Below are 15,871 nucleotides of genomic sequence, written 5' to 3'. Positions count from 1 at the left end.
ACAATTTTTATTAACAAATTCATTTTTATTTTATACTTTTCACTTTCAAATAGTTATTCATTTTACAGGAACTTAAAAAGTCTTTAAAATGGCCATAAATCAATCCTTTTTGGGTTGTTTTTTTATTTTTTAAGGTCGTTTACTGTCCTTTCAATTTCATTTTTATACGCCAAAATACCAAAAGAATCGCATGACCGAAACTGCCTTATTTTCTCTCTTAGCCCTTCAAAGTGTAGAAGGAGTAGGTGACATTGTCGCCAAAAAATTAATCCATCATTTTGGCGATGCCGAATCAGTACTCCAAGCCAAATCCCAGCAATTGGCGGCCATTGATGGAGTGGGAGCCATGTTGCTCAAAAATCTAAAAGAGCCAAACATTTATGTCAAAGCGCAAGCCGAGCTTAATTTTATTCAAAAAAACGATATTAGTGTTTCTTATTTTCAAGACCAAACGTATCCCGAACGATTAAAGCATTGTTTCGATAGTCCGCTGTTGCTCTTCTCCGCAGGGTCGATCGATTTGAATAACCGCAAAATCATCAGCATCGTCGGAACCCGACAAATTACTTCTGCTGGAACCGAGTTTTGTAAAAAATTCATCGAAGATTTGGCACCCTTAAACCCAATTATTGTTAGTGGTTTTGCTTACGGAGTAGACATTGTCGCGCATCAATTGGCGATGGAACACGGATTACAAACCATTGGCGTTTTGGCGCACGGCTTGAATCAAATTTATCCCAAAACCCACAAAAAATACATGGCTAAAATGGAGCAAAACGGCGGTTTCTTGACCGAGTTTTGGAGCAGCTCCAATCCGGACAAAGAAAACTTCGTGCGCCGCAACCGTATTGTTGCCGGAATGAGTGAGGCAACAATTGTCATCGAATCGGCCGAAAAAGGAGGTTCTTTAATCACCGCCAATATGGCCAACGATTACAACAGAGACGTCTTTGCCGTTCCCGGTCGCGTTTCAGACAAATACAGTCAGGGATGCAACATGTTGATCAAAACCCAAAAAGCACAATTACTCACCAACGCGGCTGATTTGGTGTATCATCTCAATTGGGACCTACAAACCCCAACCAAATCTATCCAAAAACAATTGTTCGTTTCTTTAGCTCCCGAAGAGCAAAAAATTTATGATTACTTGCTACAATCGGGCAAAGAAATGCTCGATACCATTGCTCTAGCCTGCGATTTACCCATTTTCAGGTTATCTGGAATCTTGCTCAATATGGAACTCAAAGGCGTCATTCGTCCCTTACCAGGAAAATTGTTTGAGGCGATCTAGACGAGGATATTTTTATTTGGGCGTGCCCCTACGTAAAAACTTCGGGTCGGGCTGTACGTTCCCGCTTTTTTAGTAAAGGCAAGAAAAATGCCTTCACTAAAAAGAGCTCCACTGCCATCCCTCACGCGTAATGTCCTTAAATTAAGAGATTTTAGATTAAAAATTAACAATTTTAGATTTTTTGCTAATAAATAAAAAAGACTAGTTTTTTCAATGTTTTACCCATCAGCAATCAAAAATTGTTAATCAAAAATCAACAATCAAATTATTGATTATTCCTTATCTTAACGACATTACGCTCACTCGAATCCCGATCTTAACTTATAATTTTCATTTTTCTTCACAATAAATCATACTTTTGAAATAAAATAAAAATCAAAAATGAAGTTATACGCTATAGAAACCGGAAATTTTAAACTCGACGGTGGCGCCATGTTTGGCGTAGTGCCCAAAACCATTTGGAACAAAACCAACCCCGCCGATGCTAATAATTTGATAGACATTGCCGCACGTTGTTTGTTAATCGAAGATGGCAATCGCTTAATTTTGATCGACACAGGAATGGGCAACAAACAATCCGAAAAGTTTTTTGGGTATTATTCGCTTTGGGGCAGTCATTCATTAGACGCTTCCTTGGCAAAGCACGGATTCCATCGCGATGATATTACCGATGTTTTTATGACCCATTTGCATTTTGATCATTGCGGAGGAAGTATTCAGTGGAATAAAGAGAGAACAGGTTATGAACCTGCTTTTAAAAACGCTAAATTTTGGACCAACGAAAACCATTGGCAATGGGCCACAAAACCCAATGCACGCGAAAAAGCTTCTTTTTTATCCGAAAATATTTTGCCTATGCAAGAAAGCGGTCAGCTTCATTTTATCCAACGTCCAGAAGGTGATTTTGGTGTATCCACCGAAATGGGTTTTGACATTTTCTACGCCGACGGCCACACCGAAAAGCAAATGCTACCACTTATTTCGTACAAAGGAAAAACCATCGTTTTTTGCGCCGATTTATTAGCAACAGCTGGCCATATTCCGCTGCCGTATGTGATGGGCTACGACACGCGCCCGTTGCTCACTATGCCTGAGAAAAACAAAGTACTCACCGCCGCCGCAGATCACAACCACTTCTTGTTCTTAGAACACGATGCCCATAACGAAATCATTACGGTACAACACACCGAAAAAGGCGTTCGTTTAAAAGAGATTTTTAAATGTGAAGAGGTTTTATAAAAGACTTTTAATATGCATAAAAAAGCCCCATTTTCATATAATTGAAAACGGGGCTTTTTTTTATAAAACTAGTGATTAGTTGGTTTTAAACTTCCAAACTTGTCCAGTAGTTTCTCCACCTTTGTTGTCTTTAACAACTATTTTCCAAAAATATTCCTTAGTAGGTTCCAAAGTAACATCAAATGATTTTGAAGTATTATTTTCCTTGATTTTTGTAGTAGGATTGGCTGTGGTTCCAAAATAGATGTCATAAGTTAAAACATCAGTGGCATCAACATCAGTAGCGTTCCATTTTAGTGTAGTACTTGAAGTATTTAACACCACATTTTGGGTAGGAGCCACCAATTCAGGCACAAACGGAAGATGGTTAACTACAGCATCTCCTGAAGTGTAAAACTTGTAGGTGGATGAATACGCACTAGAAAGACCTTTACTATCTGTGGATTTAAGTCTCCAATAATAAGCGGTATTTTTTTCTAAGTTGATGCTTTTACTTAAGCCCTGAACATCCTCGGTTTTCACTATTTGAGTAAACTGATTGTCTTTGGCAACTTGTAATTGATAAGTGATTACATCGTTATTTGCATCAGTTGCAGCACTCCATTCAAATACAACAGTGGCGTTCAAACAAAGTTTGTTATCAGAAGGTGCTACCAAAGCAGGTACTGTAGGTGCTGTGTTTTTAACTTCAGGTTTGTCGTCACCGCCACCGCTACTACAAGCAGTGACCATTAGGCTAACGATTGATAAATATACTAAACGTTTCATTTTTTATTTTTTAATAATTTTTACATAAACAGGACGGTCAAACTCGACTTTAGTCATATAAATCCCTTCAGGTTGATTCTCAAGTGACAATTGAACTTTTCCGTTTTCAACTGTATATATTTTATTAGAGATCAATTGACCCTCTAACGAGTAAATACTGATGCTAACCTCTTTGTTGGTTGCAGGTATTTCTATTTCAAAAGCCCCAGAAGTTGGGTTTGGGAAAGCGGAAACTGTACCAGTTAATGCTGCAATGTCTTTCGCATAAATTCCTTCACAAGCTTTGGCAGTTTTAACCTCCAATAGACCGCCTGTTTTCGCGTCTACAGTAAAAGAAGTAGCATTGGTCTCAAATTGTTCTACTCCATTCAAGAAAACAGTATAAGGAGCCGTTCCTGTAGCAATTTCAACCGCTACTTTTTCTGCTGATAGACTTGATTTTCCTGTAATAGTTGCTCCTTTAGGAATAACTATAGTAAAAATTTGTTCGAACGTTTCACCAGGAATAGTAATGGTTACTTTATAAGTCCCAGGTGCTAGATTGGTTACTTTTAAACTGTTATTGGCAAATGTATATGGAGTTGCATTTATTGTCGCTTTATATCCATAAGCTGCTGTTGCAGTAATGTTTATTTCGCCATTGTTTGAATTTAGGCAGGTTTCTCCTTTTGATTCAATTGCGAAATTGTTTGAAGGTAAACTAAATTTACAATCTGTACTATAACTTGCAGTAGCGTCTTTGTAAAAAGGCCATTTTGTATTAGAATAGTTGGCATCGTCAACTTCTATACAAGTTAAAGCGGGGTTGTTGGTAAAGTTCTTTACAAACATCATCCCGGCTCCAAATGCATTATTACCATTTCTTAGATTTAAACTTTTCAATGTATTGTACGAACAATCAATCGTGGTTATTTTTACATTTTTAGACAAATCAAGTGTACTAAGTAAATTGTTGTTACATACAATAGATTCAAGTTTTGTGTTAGTAGTAACGTTTAATTGTTCTAGTAAATTTTGACTAGTGGATAAAGATTGTAATTGAACGTTCTTTGAAACATCTAACGTTTTCAATTGATTTGTGCCACAACTTAGTGAGGTTAGAGTTGTATTCTTGGTAACATCTAACGCAGACAATTTATTTGAATTACATGACAATTCCGTTAGATTTTTGTTTAGAGAAACATTTAACGTGGTTAATTCATTGTTACTGCAGTATAAAGTCTTCAAATTAACATTCTTGGTCACATCTAAACTTGTTAGTTTATTATTGGAACAATCTAAAGACAGTAAGGCTTGATTTTTAGCTAAATTAATGGTAGTTAAACTATTATTTTCACAAACTAACTCAGTTAAACTATTAAAATCTTCAATTCCAGTCAAATTGGTTATTGAGCTATTTGAAACGTTTAATTTAGTAAGTGAAACAATACTAGAAGTTATAACTTTTCCATTTTTCCCATCGGTATCAATGCCTAAATCTATTAATTTTTGTTCAAAATTAGCATCTGGGATTAGTGTATACAGAGTACAATCCGTGGCATTAAAAGAGGCAGAAGCATCTTTTTTGGTAACCCAATTATCCGTAGCATAGGTTACATCATCCACCAAAATACATTTTAGATTGGCATTTCCAGTAAGATTAATTGAATTGGTGGTAATCAACGTGTTTTTACCATTTTTGAGATTTATAGTAAGAAACTTGTTATTTCTTGCATCAAGTGAAGTTAAAGCCACATTTTTAGAAAGATCTAGCATGGTTAATTGGTTGCCAAAACAATTAAGGTCTGATAAAGCTACATTTTTAAAAAGATCTAGCGTGGTTAATTGGTTGCCAAAACAACTAAGATCTGATAAAGCTACATTTTTAGAAAGATCTAGTGTAGTTAATTTGTTAATATAACAATTTAGTTCTTTTAAAGCCACATTTTTAGAAAGATCGAGCGTGGTTATTTGATTAAGAGTACAATCAAGACTAGTTAAAGCCGCATTTTTAGAAATATCTAGTGAGGTTAATTGGTTGTTATGACAATTAAGTTTAGTTAAAGCCACATTTTTAGAAATATCTAATGTGGTTAATTTATTGTTACTACATAATAAATCTTGTAAAGCTACATTTTTAGAAAGATCCAGCGTGGTTAATTGGTTGCTATAACAATTAAGAGTTGTTAAAGCCACATTATTAGAAAGATCTAATGTGGTTAATTGGTTATTAGAACAAGAAATATATGTTAGAGCCACATTTTTAGAAAGATCTAATGTGGTTAATTTATTGCTACTAAATGATAAATCTTTTAAAGCAACATTTTTAGTTATATCTAAGCTGGTTAAACCATTACTGTAACAGTATAAGGTTTTTAACGCTACAAAATCTTCAATTCCTTTCAAGTCTGTTATCGAACTAGAAGAAACATCAAGTGCGGTTATGCCAGCTATGCTTTCAGTTTTCACTTTACCATTTTTACCATCTTTATCAATTCCAAGTGCGATCAGTTTATCTTCAAATTTAGCATCTGGAATTAACGTGTAAACAGTACAATCTAAACTAAAACTTGCTGTAGCATCTTTGGTAGTGTTCCATTTTTCAGCAGCAGCAATATCAGCTACTTGAATACAAGTTAAACTTGGATTATTTGAGCAATTTAGAGTTGCTATTGCAGTGTTTTTAGAGAGATCTAATTTTTTCAATTGATTTCCAGAACAATTTAAAGTAGTCAAGGCTTTAAACCCTTCGATGCCTTTTAAATCAATAATACCACTATTACTAACGTCCAACATAGTTAAAGTTGCAATACTTGAGTTCAAGATTACACCATTTTTCCCATCCGTATCAATGCCTAACGCAATGAGTTTATCTTCAAATTTAGCATCAGCTATTTGTGTTGTTAAGCTACAATCATATGGAGAGAAAAAAGCAAAAGTATCTTTTCTACCCGCCCAATTGTTGTTAGCGTAGGCAACATCGTCTACCACGATACATTTTAGATTAGGATTTTTAGAAAGGTATATTTTATCGGACTTGATTAAAGAGTTATTACCATTTTTAAGGTTCAAACTGCTTAGTTTGTTTTCGGAACAATAAAGTGTGGTTAAAGCCACATTTTTAGAAAGATCTAGCGTGGTTAATTGGTTGCTAGAACAATTTAGATTAGTTAAAGCCACATTTTTAGAAAGATCAAGTGTGGTTAATTGGTTGCTTGTTACATCAAGTGAAGTTAAAGCCACATTATTAGAAAGGTCTAGCGTGTTTAATTGGTTAGTATAACAACTAAGTCCTTTTAAACTTGCATTTTTAGAAAGGTCTAATGTGGTTAATTGATTGTTAGAACAATAAAGTACATTTAAAGCTAGATTTTTAGAAAGATCCAGCGTGGTTAATTGGTTGCTAGCTACATCAAGTGAAGTTAAAGCCACATTTTTAGAAAGATCTAGTGTAGTTAATTGGTTGCTATTACAAACTAGATATGTTAAAGCTACATTTTTAGAAAGATCAAGTGTGGTTAATTGGTTGCTTGTTACATCAAGTGAAGTTAAAGCCACATTATTAGAAAGGTCTAGCGTGTTTAATTGGTTAGTATAACAACTAAGTCCTTTTAAACTTACATTTTTAGAAAGGTCTAATGTGGTTAATTGATTGCTAGAACAATTTAGACTAGTTAAAGCTACAAAATCTTGAATTCCTGTTAAATCTGTTATAGAACTGTAATTAACATTAAGTGAGGTTATGCCAGCTATACTTTGGGTAGCCACTTTGCCGTTTTTACCATCTTTATCAATCCCCAGTGCAATCAATTTATCTTCAAATTTAGTATCTGGAATTAACGTGTAAATAGTACAATCTAAACTAAAACTTGCTGTAGTATCTTTGGTAGTGTTCCATTTTTCAGCAGCGGCAATATCAGCTACTTGAATACAAGTTAAACTTGGATTATTAGCACAATTTAAAGCAGCAATCGTGGTGTTTTTAGAAAGATCTAATTTTTTCAATTGATTTCCAGAACAATTTAAAGCAGTCAAGGCTTTAAACCCTTCGATACCTTTTAAATCTATAATGCCACTATTACTAACATCTAATGTAGATATAGTTGCAATACTTGAGTTTAAGATTACACCATTTTTCCCATCCGTATCAATGCCTAACGCAATGAGTTTGTCCTCAAATTTAGTATCAGCTATTTGTGTTGTTAAGCTACAATCATAAGGAGAGAAAAAAGCAAAAGAATCTTTTTTATCCGCCCAATTGGTATTGGCATAGGTAGCATCATCCACCAAAATACAGCTTAGATTCGGATTGGATGAAAGCAATATATTTGAATTAGTTAGTAAAGTATTTTTACCATTTTTGAGATTCAAACTGCTTAATTGATTAGAACTACACGAAAGGACAATTAAAGCTACATTTTTAGATAAATCAAGGGTAGTTAATTTATTGTTGCTACAATAAAGATATTTTAAAGCCACATTTTTAGAAAGGCCTAGTGTGGTTAATTGATTCATAGGACAATAAAGTTCCTTTAAAGCTACATTTTTAGAGAGATCTAGTGTGGTTAATTGGTTATTAGAACAATAAAGTGTATTTAAAGCTACATTATTAGAAACATCCAATGCAGTAACCCCATTTGTAGAAACATTTAATGAGGTTAGTAGCAAGTTTTTCGAGATGTCTATAGTTTTTAGTTTATTTGCAGAAACATTTAAACTTGTTAATGCCCGGTTATTTGAGACATCCAGTTTTGTTAATAAACCATCTCCGCCACTGGAAGACGAACTATTACTAAAGCAATCTAATGTTTTTAATGCCACAAAATCCTCAATACCCGTTATATCTGCTATGATTTTTGCGTCAAGAGTGAGTGATGTTACAGCCTTTATATTTGAAGTCAACACCTTACCATCAGGAGTACCGGAGTCGTAACCTAATTCAATTAGTTTTTTCTCAAAATTAAGGTCAGGAATCGAAGTGTATAGTGGTCCTAAAGTAGCAGCATCAACTACAGAAACATTATCAACTAAAATTTCTGAGTTCAGGGTACCGGTTGTCCAAATATCCACTTCAATAGATTCGCTTACGGTTGGGGTGTAGTCAAATTCTAATTTACGCCATTCGGTGCTGGAAGTTACCGCAGTTGTTTTTTTAGCAATTTCTTCTTTAAAAGTACCTGGTTGGTGATACAAACTTAGGTCAATGGCCGAGAAAGTTCCCGTAACCAGTTTGTGATACATCGTAATGCGATACGTTTTACCGGCTACAACCGGAAAAAATTCACTGTTGATGAAATTAAGAGTACCACTCGTAATTTGCATTTTAGTACTCGAACTTCCATTTTGAGCTGAAGTGCTTTGGAATACTAATCCGCTAAAAGATCTGAACCATTTGTCTGGTTGTGAGGAAGATGTCCAGTTTTCGAAATCACCATTGGGAACCAAATTCGTTTGGGCCTGCAAGGTAATCGTCAAAAACAAAAACAGCAAAAGTAATTTTGTTTTCATAAAATAGGGGTTTTGTAATAAATTACTACAATTTTATGAAAATCATTTTACATTAAGATAAATTTTAGAAGAAAAGTATATTATTTTTTGTTATCTAACTCATGTTGCTTTTTAATGGTGATGTTTATCTCGAATACCCAACTTTATCCTAAAGTTATTAAGTTTAGAGATTTTAGATTAACGATTGTTTCGCCTTTTTAACCAAAAATCAGCAATCATTTTATCCTTTTACTTAAGAACATTGCGCTTTACCCCATCTGTTCTAAGCAAAGACTTAGGATTGAAAATACCCCAACACCCCACATAAATGGAGACACTTCTTTGGTTTTACGACTCAGTAGCGCCAATAGAATATAACTCGAAAATCCGTAGGCAATGCCGTTACTAATACTGTACGTGAGCGGCATAAGAATAACCGTTAAAAATGCTGGCACAGCGATATGCAATTCCGAAAAATTGATTTTCGATAAATGCTTGGACATGAAAATACCCACTAAAATCAAGGCCGGTGCCGTGGCATAAACGGGGACTAGCGTAATGATGGGCGAAAAAAATAAGGCAAGACAAAAAAACAAGGCTACCACCACCGCGCTTAAACCAGTCTTGGCACCGTTGGCAATACCCGCAGCCGATTCAAGGAAAGTTACGGTATTGCTCGTTCCTAAAATTCCGCTGGCCATGGCGGCAATTCCGTCGGCTTCGAGCACTTTTTTGAGATGCGGCATTTTTCCTTTTTTGGTTACCAAATTGGCTTCGTAAGAGCAAGCAATGGCCGTGCCAATGGAATCAAACAAGCTCACAAATAGAAATGAAAAAATGGCCGAGGCAAAACTCAAGTGCAAAACGGCTACGATATTCAATTGGCCAAAAAGCGGCAGGATAGAAGGTGGCATGGCCACGATAGTGCTTGGTAGTGCGCCAATAGCAGGATCAAAAGCAAAGCCTAAGATTGATCCGAAAATAATGCCAATCAAAATAGATCCTTTGATGCGGTACATTTCAAGGACTACGGTCAAAAGTAAAGTCGCCAAGCCGATAACTACTGCTGGTGAAAATTTACCCAAGCCCACCAAAGTTTGTGGATGCGTCACTACCAAACCAATTTGTTTTAACCCGATAAAGGCTATAAATAATCCCACACCACAACCTATAGCAAGCTGTAAATCTTTAGGAATCGCGTCTACAATTTTGTGTCGAACCCCAAAAAGGGAAATAATAGTAAAAAATACACCTGACAGAAAAACGACACCCAAAGCATCTTGCCAAGACATGCCTTTTCCGAGTACTAACGTAAAAGCGAACATGGCGTTCAAGCCCATCCCAGGCGCCATGGCAAAAGGAACATTGGCCCACAAACCCACCAAAAGGGTACCAAAAATAGCTGCAATACAAGTGACCGAAATTAAGGCTTCTTTTGGCATTCCTGTCATGGCCAGGATATTGGGATTGACAAAAACAATATAGGCCATGGCCAGAAAAGTGACCATTCCTCCAATACATTCTTGCTTGAATGAAGTATTTCGTTCTTTTAACTTGAAAAATGCGGCTATTTTATTCATATTTTATCCTAATAGTTCAAAATCACTTTTTTTACAAAAATACATTTTTCAGTATTCTTGTTGGCAAACTTTTGGTCAATGTTAACTATTGTAAGTGATTGATTTTGTGCATGTGCTGTGTTGCTTTGGTTAGTAAGATGGTTTTTTTGTGCTACTTTTATTTAAGAATCACAAAAAACCGTTAATTAGAGGGCGTTTTATTAAATGCTTCTACTAATTTTGAAAACCTAATACATATCCAAACTATTCATGAAAAAAACACAATACACCCAATGGGCTTTAGCAGTGGCTTTGGCTTTTTGTTTATCGGGTACAGCACAAACTCAGCAGACTTTTTCTGGTAAAAAAGGAACGTTAACCGAGCAACAATTGCAGCGCTGGTCGCACTTAGACTTGGCCACCGACAGTATTCCTGGAATGAGTGTCGACAAAATGTATGCCGAGTTAATCAAAGACAAAAAAGGATCAAAAGTCGTGGTCGCCATTATTGATTCAGGAGTAGATATCGAACACGAGGATCTGAAATCAGTACTTTGGACCAATAAAAAAGAAATTGCTGGCAACGGTATTGACGACGATAAAAATGGTTTTATCGACGATGTACATGGTTGGAATTTCTTGGGTAACGATTTACATGAAACCCTCGAAATGACCCGTATCGTGAAAAAAGGCGACGATGGCTCTTTGGTTTACAAAAAAGCCAAAACCGCGTATGATAAAAAATATGCCGAGGCCATGCAAGGCAAACAGCAAGTAGATTTTATCATGAATGTTGACCAAGTGGTGCAAAAGCATTTACAAAAAAAAGCATATACGCTTGACGAAGTGAAAGCCATAACAACGGTTGATCCAGAATTATTAAATGCGAAAACGGTAATGACACAAATTTTGACCAATGCCGCTGGTGCCGATTTTGCAGGACAATTGGAGGAGTACCGCAAGTACGTTTACGACCAGTTGAATTACAATTTAAATCTCGAATTAGACGGTCGAAAAGTAGTAGGCGATAATGTGAATGATATCAAAAACACCAAATACGGAAACAATACTGTTGCTGGACCCGAAAAAGAAGAGGCCTTACACGGAACTCACGTTGCGGGGATTGTTGCACAGTCACGAAACAACGGTTTAGGTGGAGATGGCGTGGCCAACAATGTTGAAATTATGACCCTTCGTGCCGTTCCTGATGGCGATGAATACGACAAAGACATTGCTTTGGCTATTCGCTATGCGGCAGACAATGGCGCGAAAGTCATCAACGGAAGTTTTGGAAAAAGTTTTTCTCCTCAAAAACAATGGGTGTACGATGCTATTAAATATGCCGAGAAAAAAGACGTTCTTTTTGTACATGCAGCGGGCAATGATGGATTGAACATCGATTTACCCGAAAACAGCAATTTCCCTAATGATTCCGATGATTATAAAACAGAATTTGCTGCAAACGTAATCACCGTGGGCGCAATCAATTATAACTACGGCCCCGAAGTGATCACTAGTTTTTCCAACTATGGGGCTTTCAACGTGGATGTTTTTGCTCCAGGCGATGAAATTTATGCTACCATTCCGAATAACAAATACAAATATTTGCAAGGCACCTCTATGGCGTCGCCAAATGTAGCTGGAGTTGCAGCGATGATTCGTTCTTATTTCCCAAAATTATCCGCCAAGCAAGTAAAACAAATCCTGATGAATTCTGGAACACCATTGCCAGAAAATGTCGTAGTTGGCGAAAAAAAGGAACAGAAAAAAGCAACCGAAGTAGCGCGTTCTGCTAAAATGGTCAATGCTTATAATGCGTTCCAAATGGCGCAACAAATGACCACAGGATCAAAAAATAAAAAGAAAATTCAAGGATAATTCCTTTTTGCTTAATGCTATACTAAACAGCATTTTTTAAAATCAAATGGTTTGGGCGTTACCACAAGGGTCGGGCTTTACGTTACAATCTTTTTGAGGCCGAAAAAGCCTCAAAAAGGATTTTCACTCCAATCCCTAACGCAAAATGCCGTAATGAATAGAAGTAAGCATTCCTTTTCAATAGTAATATAAAACAACAAGCATGAAGAAAATTATTGTAGTATCCTTTCTGATGGCTTCCTTTGGATGGCTTTCAGCGCAAAACACTAGTTATTGGCAACAGCATGTCGATTACAAAATGGAGGTGTCGATGGATGTCAAAACCTATCAATACAAAGGAAAACAAGAGTTGGTGTATACCAATAATTCACCCGAAACCCTCACCAGAGTTTATTATCATTTATTTGCCAATGCCTTTCAACCCGGAAGCGAAATGGATGCTCGAATTCAATCCATCAAAGATCCAGATGGAAGAATGGTGCACAAAGCCACGGTAAATGGGGTAGAAACCAAGCAAAGCCGCATCAAAGATTTAAAGCCGAACGAAATAGGTTATTTGCATATCGCCAATTTTAAGCAAGATGGTAAACCAGCAACGGCCAAAGAAGTAGGAACGATACTTGAAGTTACTTTGGCCAAACCGATTTTACCTGGAGCCTCAACTATTTTCACCTTAGATTTTGAAGGACAAGTACCAGTACAAGTGCGTCGTTTAGGACGCAATAACAAAGAAGGTGTTGAATTATCCATGACGCAATGGTACCCAAAAATGGCCGAATTCGATTTTGAAGGTTGGCATGCCGATCCGTATATCGCCCGCGAATTTCACGGCGTTTGGGGAAATTTTGATGTAAAAATCACAATCGATAAAGACTATGTTTTGGGAGGTTCAGGCTATTTACAAAACAAAAATCAAATTGGATTAGGGTATCAAGATAAAGGAGTTACCGTTCCTGTGAATAAAAAACAAAGGAAACGTACTTGGCATTTCTACGCTCCTGAAGTGCATGATTTTGCTTGGGCAGCCGATAAAAATTTTTTACACGATGTGGTCAAAGGACCCAACAACGTCGATTTGCATTTCATTTACAAAAACAATCCAAAGATTATTGCCAATTGGAAAGCCTTGCAACCCAAAACAGTCGAGTTGATGAAAGTCTACAATGAAACCGTTGGTAACTATCCTTACAAGCAGTATTCTGTAATTCAGGGTGGCGACGGTGGAATGGAATACGCCATGTGTACCTTGATTTTAGGCGAAGGCACTTTCGAAGGTTTATTGGGAGTTACCGGTCACGAAATGGCGCATTCTTGGTTCCAACACGTTTTGGCTTCCAACGAATCCAAACACGGATGGATGGACGAAGGATTCACTTCGTTTTTAGAAGATTTTGGTCTGAATGCCATTTCTGACAAACCCGTTGAAAATCCTTTTATCAATGCTTACAAAAGTTATTTATCTATGGCCAATTCTGGCGAAGAGCAACCGCAAAGCACACACGCCGATAGATTTGACAAAAACCGTTGGTACAGCATCACCTCTTACAGCAAAGGCGAAGTTTTCTTAACGCAATTGGGTTATTTGATTGGAAAAGACAACCTTTTGAAAACCTTGAAAAAGTACTACCAAGACTTTCAATTCAAACATCCAACGCCAAATGACATCAAAAGAAGCGCAGAACGCATTTCTGGCGCCAATTTGGACTGGTATTTGACCGATTGGACCCAAACCACCAATACGATTGATTACGCCATAAAAGACGCCAAAGACGCTGCCGACAAAACCGTGGTGACTTTAGAACGTATCGGGCGTATGCCAATGCCTATCGATTTGTATGTAGAATACACCGATGGCACTACCGAAAGCTTCTACATTCCGTTGCGAATGATGAGTTTTGAAAAAGAAAATCCAACGCCAGCCATCAAAAGAACGGTGGCCAAGGATTGGGCTTGGGCGTATCCCACCTATGAGTTGACGATTGGCAAACCCAAATCAGCCATCAAAAAAATCACCATCGACCCTAGTGGTTTACTAGCCGATGTAAAACCCGCCAACAACATTTTGGAAGTTAAATAATTTTTTCGAAATACCTTAAAAAAGTCTAGTGAAAGCTAGACTTTTTTTATTTAACCCTGTCAGAGTTCAAAACTCTGACAGGGTTGAAGAAAGAACTACCATTTGACTACGAATTCGTGCCCATTCGTGTCATTTGTGTTTATTTTTTTAGGAGCAGCACTTCTTTGCGTACCACACGAGTTGTCCCGCTTTCCGTTATAATCTTATGCCCCGAACCACGGGTCATAAGGATTTCCACTACAATCGGGGCTAGGCGAGAGCTTTTTGTTTTCATAACAAAAACAGCAATATCATTTTGATACTATTGCTGTTTCGTTAGATTATAAATACTTCAACTTCACACCTGACAGGTTTTTAAAATCTGTCAGGTGTGAAGTTGCAAACTATTAGGATTTTAGCTAGAACGTTTTGTTTTCATAATAAAAACAGCAATATCGAATTGGCAATATGGCTGTTAAGTCAGATTGTAAATGCTACCAACTTCGTGCACTGGAAGCATTAATTTCAATGGCTAGCGCGATGCCATTGGCTCGTGCTAACCCATCGTAAGAAGGTTTAATTTTGTCTTGTATGGATTGTGGGGGGAGGAGCGTGACGCTCGCACTAGTCTAGCGGAAGTCAAAAAGGTTTACGCAACACACTTCACCATTTTCTATTTTTCTAAGACCGGATTTCAACTTTTTATTAAAATATAACTTTGTAGACATTTCTCTTATTGTCTTTTGCAACCCCGAATCCATGACAGGTTCCAACTCCCGTTAAAAATTCTATATCGATGGTTGTTCCTCTGTCACCAATATGTGCTATCTCATATTGGTTTTCTCCCAGAACTTGTTCAATCGCTCTTTTTATCGCTTCGGAATGGTTAATTCAGATAGGGTTGTATTTTTCAAGTACCATATTGCTTGTGAATTTAAAGCGTTCAAACAGGAATGCTTTGAGAAGATAACTAAAACCACGCGATCTAGTCCTTAACAACCATTATTTTTGCTCAAATCACGTTCAAAAAGTACCTTATTGTCGTGTTCGATATAGTCGCTCGATAAAATCAAATAGGGATGATTATCAGAAAGTCCGGCGCTGCGGCTTTTGATTGTTATTTTGTCGTTAACTTTTAGGTCTTTTAATTGCTCGAATTCTTTAGGAATGAATTGCATCATATATCGTTCGCCATTAATTTCCACAATAAGCCATTTTGGTCCCGAATTATTTGTACTTGGACGCTGATAATTAATACAAATAACTACAGCTTCCATTTTGTTGAAAGCTTTTAAAGAAGGCTTTATTTTTTCATAACTAGCCTGTACTTTTTTTCCCAATGGAGAAACTTTCCAAGCCATATACCGTTTTCCATCAGGAGAAGCTTCCCATTTTTTTCTTGCTTTTTCATTGGCTTTTTTGTCAGCAATTGAGCTTGGTTTCTTGGGGGAATTGTTTTCATTTTTCATTTCACAATTAGCCAAGACTACTCCGCTTAGTAAAGTCAGGGCTAAGGTCAACAAATAGATGGTTTTTTTCATAACGTTGCTGTTTTTTAAAATTGATACTGCGAATGTATTTGAATATTTTAAGGCTGAAGCAATTGGGATTGTA

General features: G+C 36.8%; 8 protein-coding genes. 4 read left to right on the top strand and 4 right to left on the bottom strand.

Annotated features, from left to right (window positions below; translation table 11 throughout):
- The first annotated feature begins 190 nt into the window (after window positions 1–190).
- Window positions 191–1,291, top strand: coding sequence for a DNA-processing protein DprA (dprA, locus tag BXU11_RS01370; protein WP_078210740.1), 1,101 nt, complete (start codon window positions 191–193; stop codon window positions 1,289–1,291).
- Window positions 1,292–1,672: 381 nt separating this feature from the next.
- On the top strand, window positions 1,673–2,530 hold the full coding sequence (locus BXU11_RS01365; protein WP_078210739.1) for an MBL fold metallo-hydrolase: 858 nt from the start codon (window positions 1,673–1,675) through the stop codon (window positions 2,528–2,530).
- A 75-nt stretch (window positions 2,531–2,605) separates the two neighbouring features.
- Here BXU11_RS01365 and BXU11_RS01360 read toward each other — a convergent pair whose 3' ends face one another.
- The 3 genes from BXU11_RS01360 to BXU11_RS01350 form a co-directional block, all read right to left on the bottom strand.
- Window positions 2,606–3,298, bottom strand: a complete 693-nt coding sequence (locus tag BXU11_RS01360) for a SusE domain-containing protein (protein ID WP_078210738.1) — start codon at window positions 3,296–3,298, stop codon at window positions 2,606–2,608.
- A gap of 3 nt (window positions 3,299–3,301) precedes the next feature.
- Entirely contained in the window at window positions 3,302–8,785 is a 5,484-nt protein-coding gene (locus BXU11_RS01355; RefSeq protein WP_078210737.1) for a T9SS type A sorting domain-containing protein, read from the bottom strand.
- A 248-nt stretch (window positions 8,786–9,033) separates the two neighbouring features.
- On the bottom strand, window positions 9,034–10,344 hold the full coding sequence (locus tag BXU11_RS01350) for an NCS2 family permease (protein ID WP_078210736.1): 1,311 nt from the start codon (window positions 10,342–10,344) through the stop codon (window positions 9,034–9,036).
- Between the two features lie 249 nt (window positions 10,345–10,593).
- Between BXU11_RS01350 and BXU11_RS01345 the strand changes: the two genes are divergently transcribed.
- Window positions 10,594–12,201: a S8 family peptidase gene (locus BXU11_RS01345; protein WP_078210735.1), complete on the top strand. Its 1,608-nt coding sequence runs from the start codon at window positions 10,594–10,596 to the stop codon at window positions 12,199–12,201.
- A 202-nt stretch (window positions 12,202–12,403) separates the two neighbouring features.
- Entirely contained in the window at window positions 12,404–14,278 is a 1,875-nt protein-coding gene (locus tag BXU11_RS01340) for a M1 family metallopeptidase (protein WP_078210734.1), read from the top strand.
- A gap of 971 nt (window positions 14,279–15,249) precedes the next feature.
- Here BXU11_RS01340 and BXU11_RS01335 read toward each other — a convergent pair.
- On the bottom strand, window positions 15,250–15,798 hold the full coding sequence (locus BXU11_RS01335; protein ID WP_078210733.1) for a hypothetical protein: 549 nt from the start codon (window positions 15,796–15,798) through the stop codon (window positions 15,250–15,252).
- Window positions 15,799–15,871: the final 73 nt, after the last annotated feature.

Origin of the sequence: Flavobacterium sp. LM5, assembly GCF_002017945.1 — a bacterium.
Lineage (GTDB): Bacteria > Bacteroidota > Bacteroidia > Flavobacteriales > Flavobacteriaceae > Flavobacterium > Flavobacterium succinicans.
Note: the sequence above shows the minus strand (reverse complement) of the source record. Positions and strands in the feature narration are given on the sequence as shown.

Excerpts from the sequence above, each read along its gene's own strand:
- dprA (WP_078210740.1), top strand. The coding sequence starts at position 191 with ATGACCGAAACTGCCTTATTTTCTCTCTTAGCCCTTCAAAGTGTAGAA.
- BXU11_RS01365 (WP_078210739.1), top strand. The coding sequence starts at position 1,673 with ATGAAGTTATACGCTATAGAAACCGGAAATTTTAAACTCGACGGTGGC.
- BXU11_RS01360 (WP_078210738.1), bottom strand. The coding sequence starts at position 3,298 with ATGAAACGTTTAGTATATTTATCAATCGTTAGCCTAATGGTCACTGCT.
- BXU11_RS01345 (WP_078210735.1), top strand. The coding sequence starts at position 10,594 with ATGAAAAAAACACAATACACCCAATGGGCTTTAGCAGTGGCTTTGGCT.
- BXU11_RS01340 (WP_078210734.1), top strand. The coding sequence starts at position 12,404 with ATGAAGAAAATTATTGTAGTATCCTTTCTGATGGCTTCCTTTGGATGG.
- BXU11_RS01335 (WP_078210733.1), bottom strand. The coding sequence starts at position 15,798 with ATGAAAAAAACCATCTATTTGTTGACCTTAGCCCTGACTTTACTAAGC.
- BXU11_RS01355 (WP_078210737.1), bottom strand. The coding sequence starts at position 8,785 with ATGAAAACAAAATTACTTTTGCTGTTTTTGTTTTTGACGATTACCTTG.
- BXU11_RS01350 (WP_078210736.1), bottom strand. The coding sequence starts at position 10,344 with ATGAATAAAATAGCCGCATTTTTCAAGTTAAAAGAACGAAATACTTCA.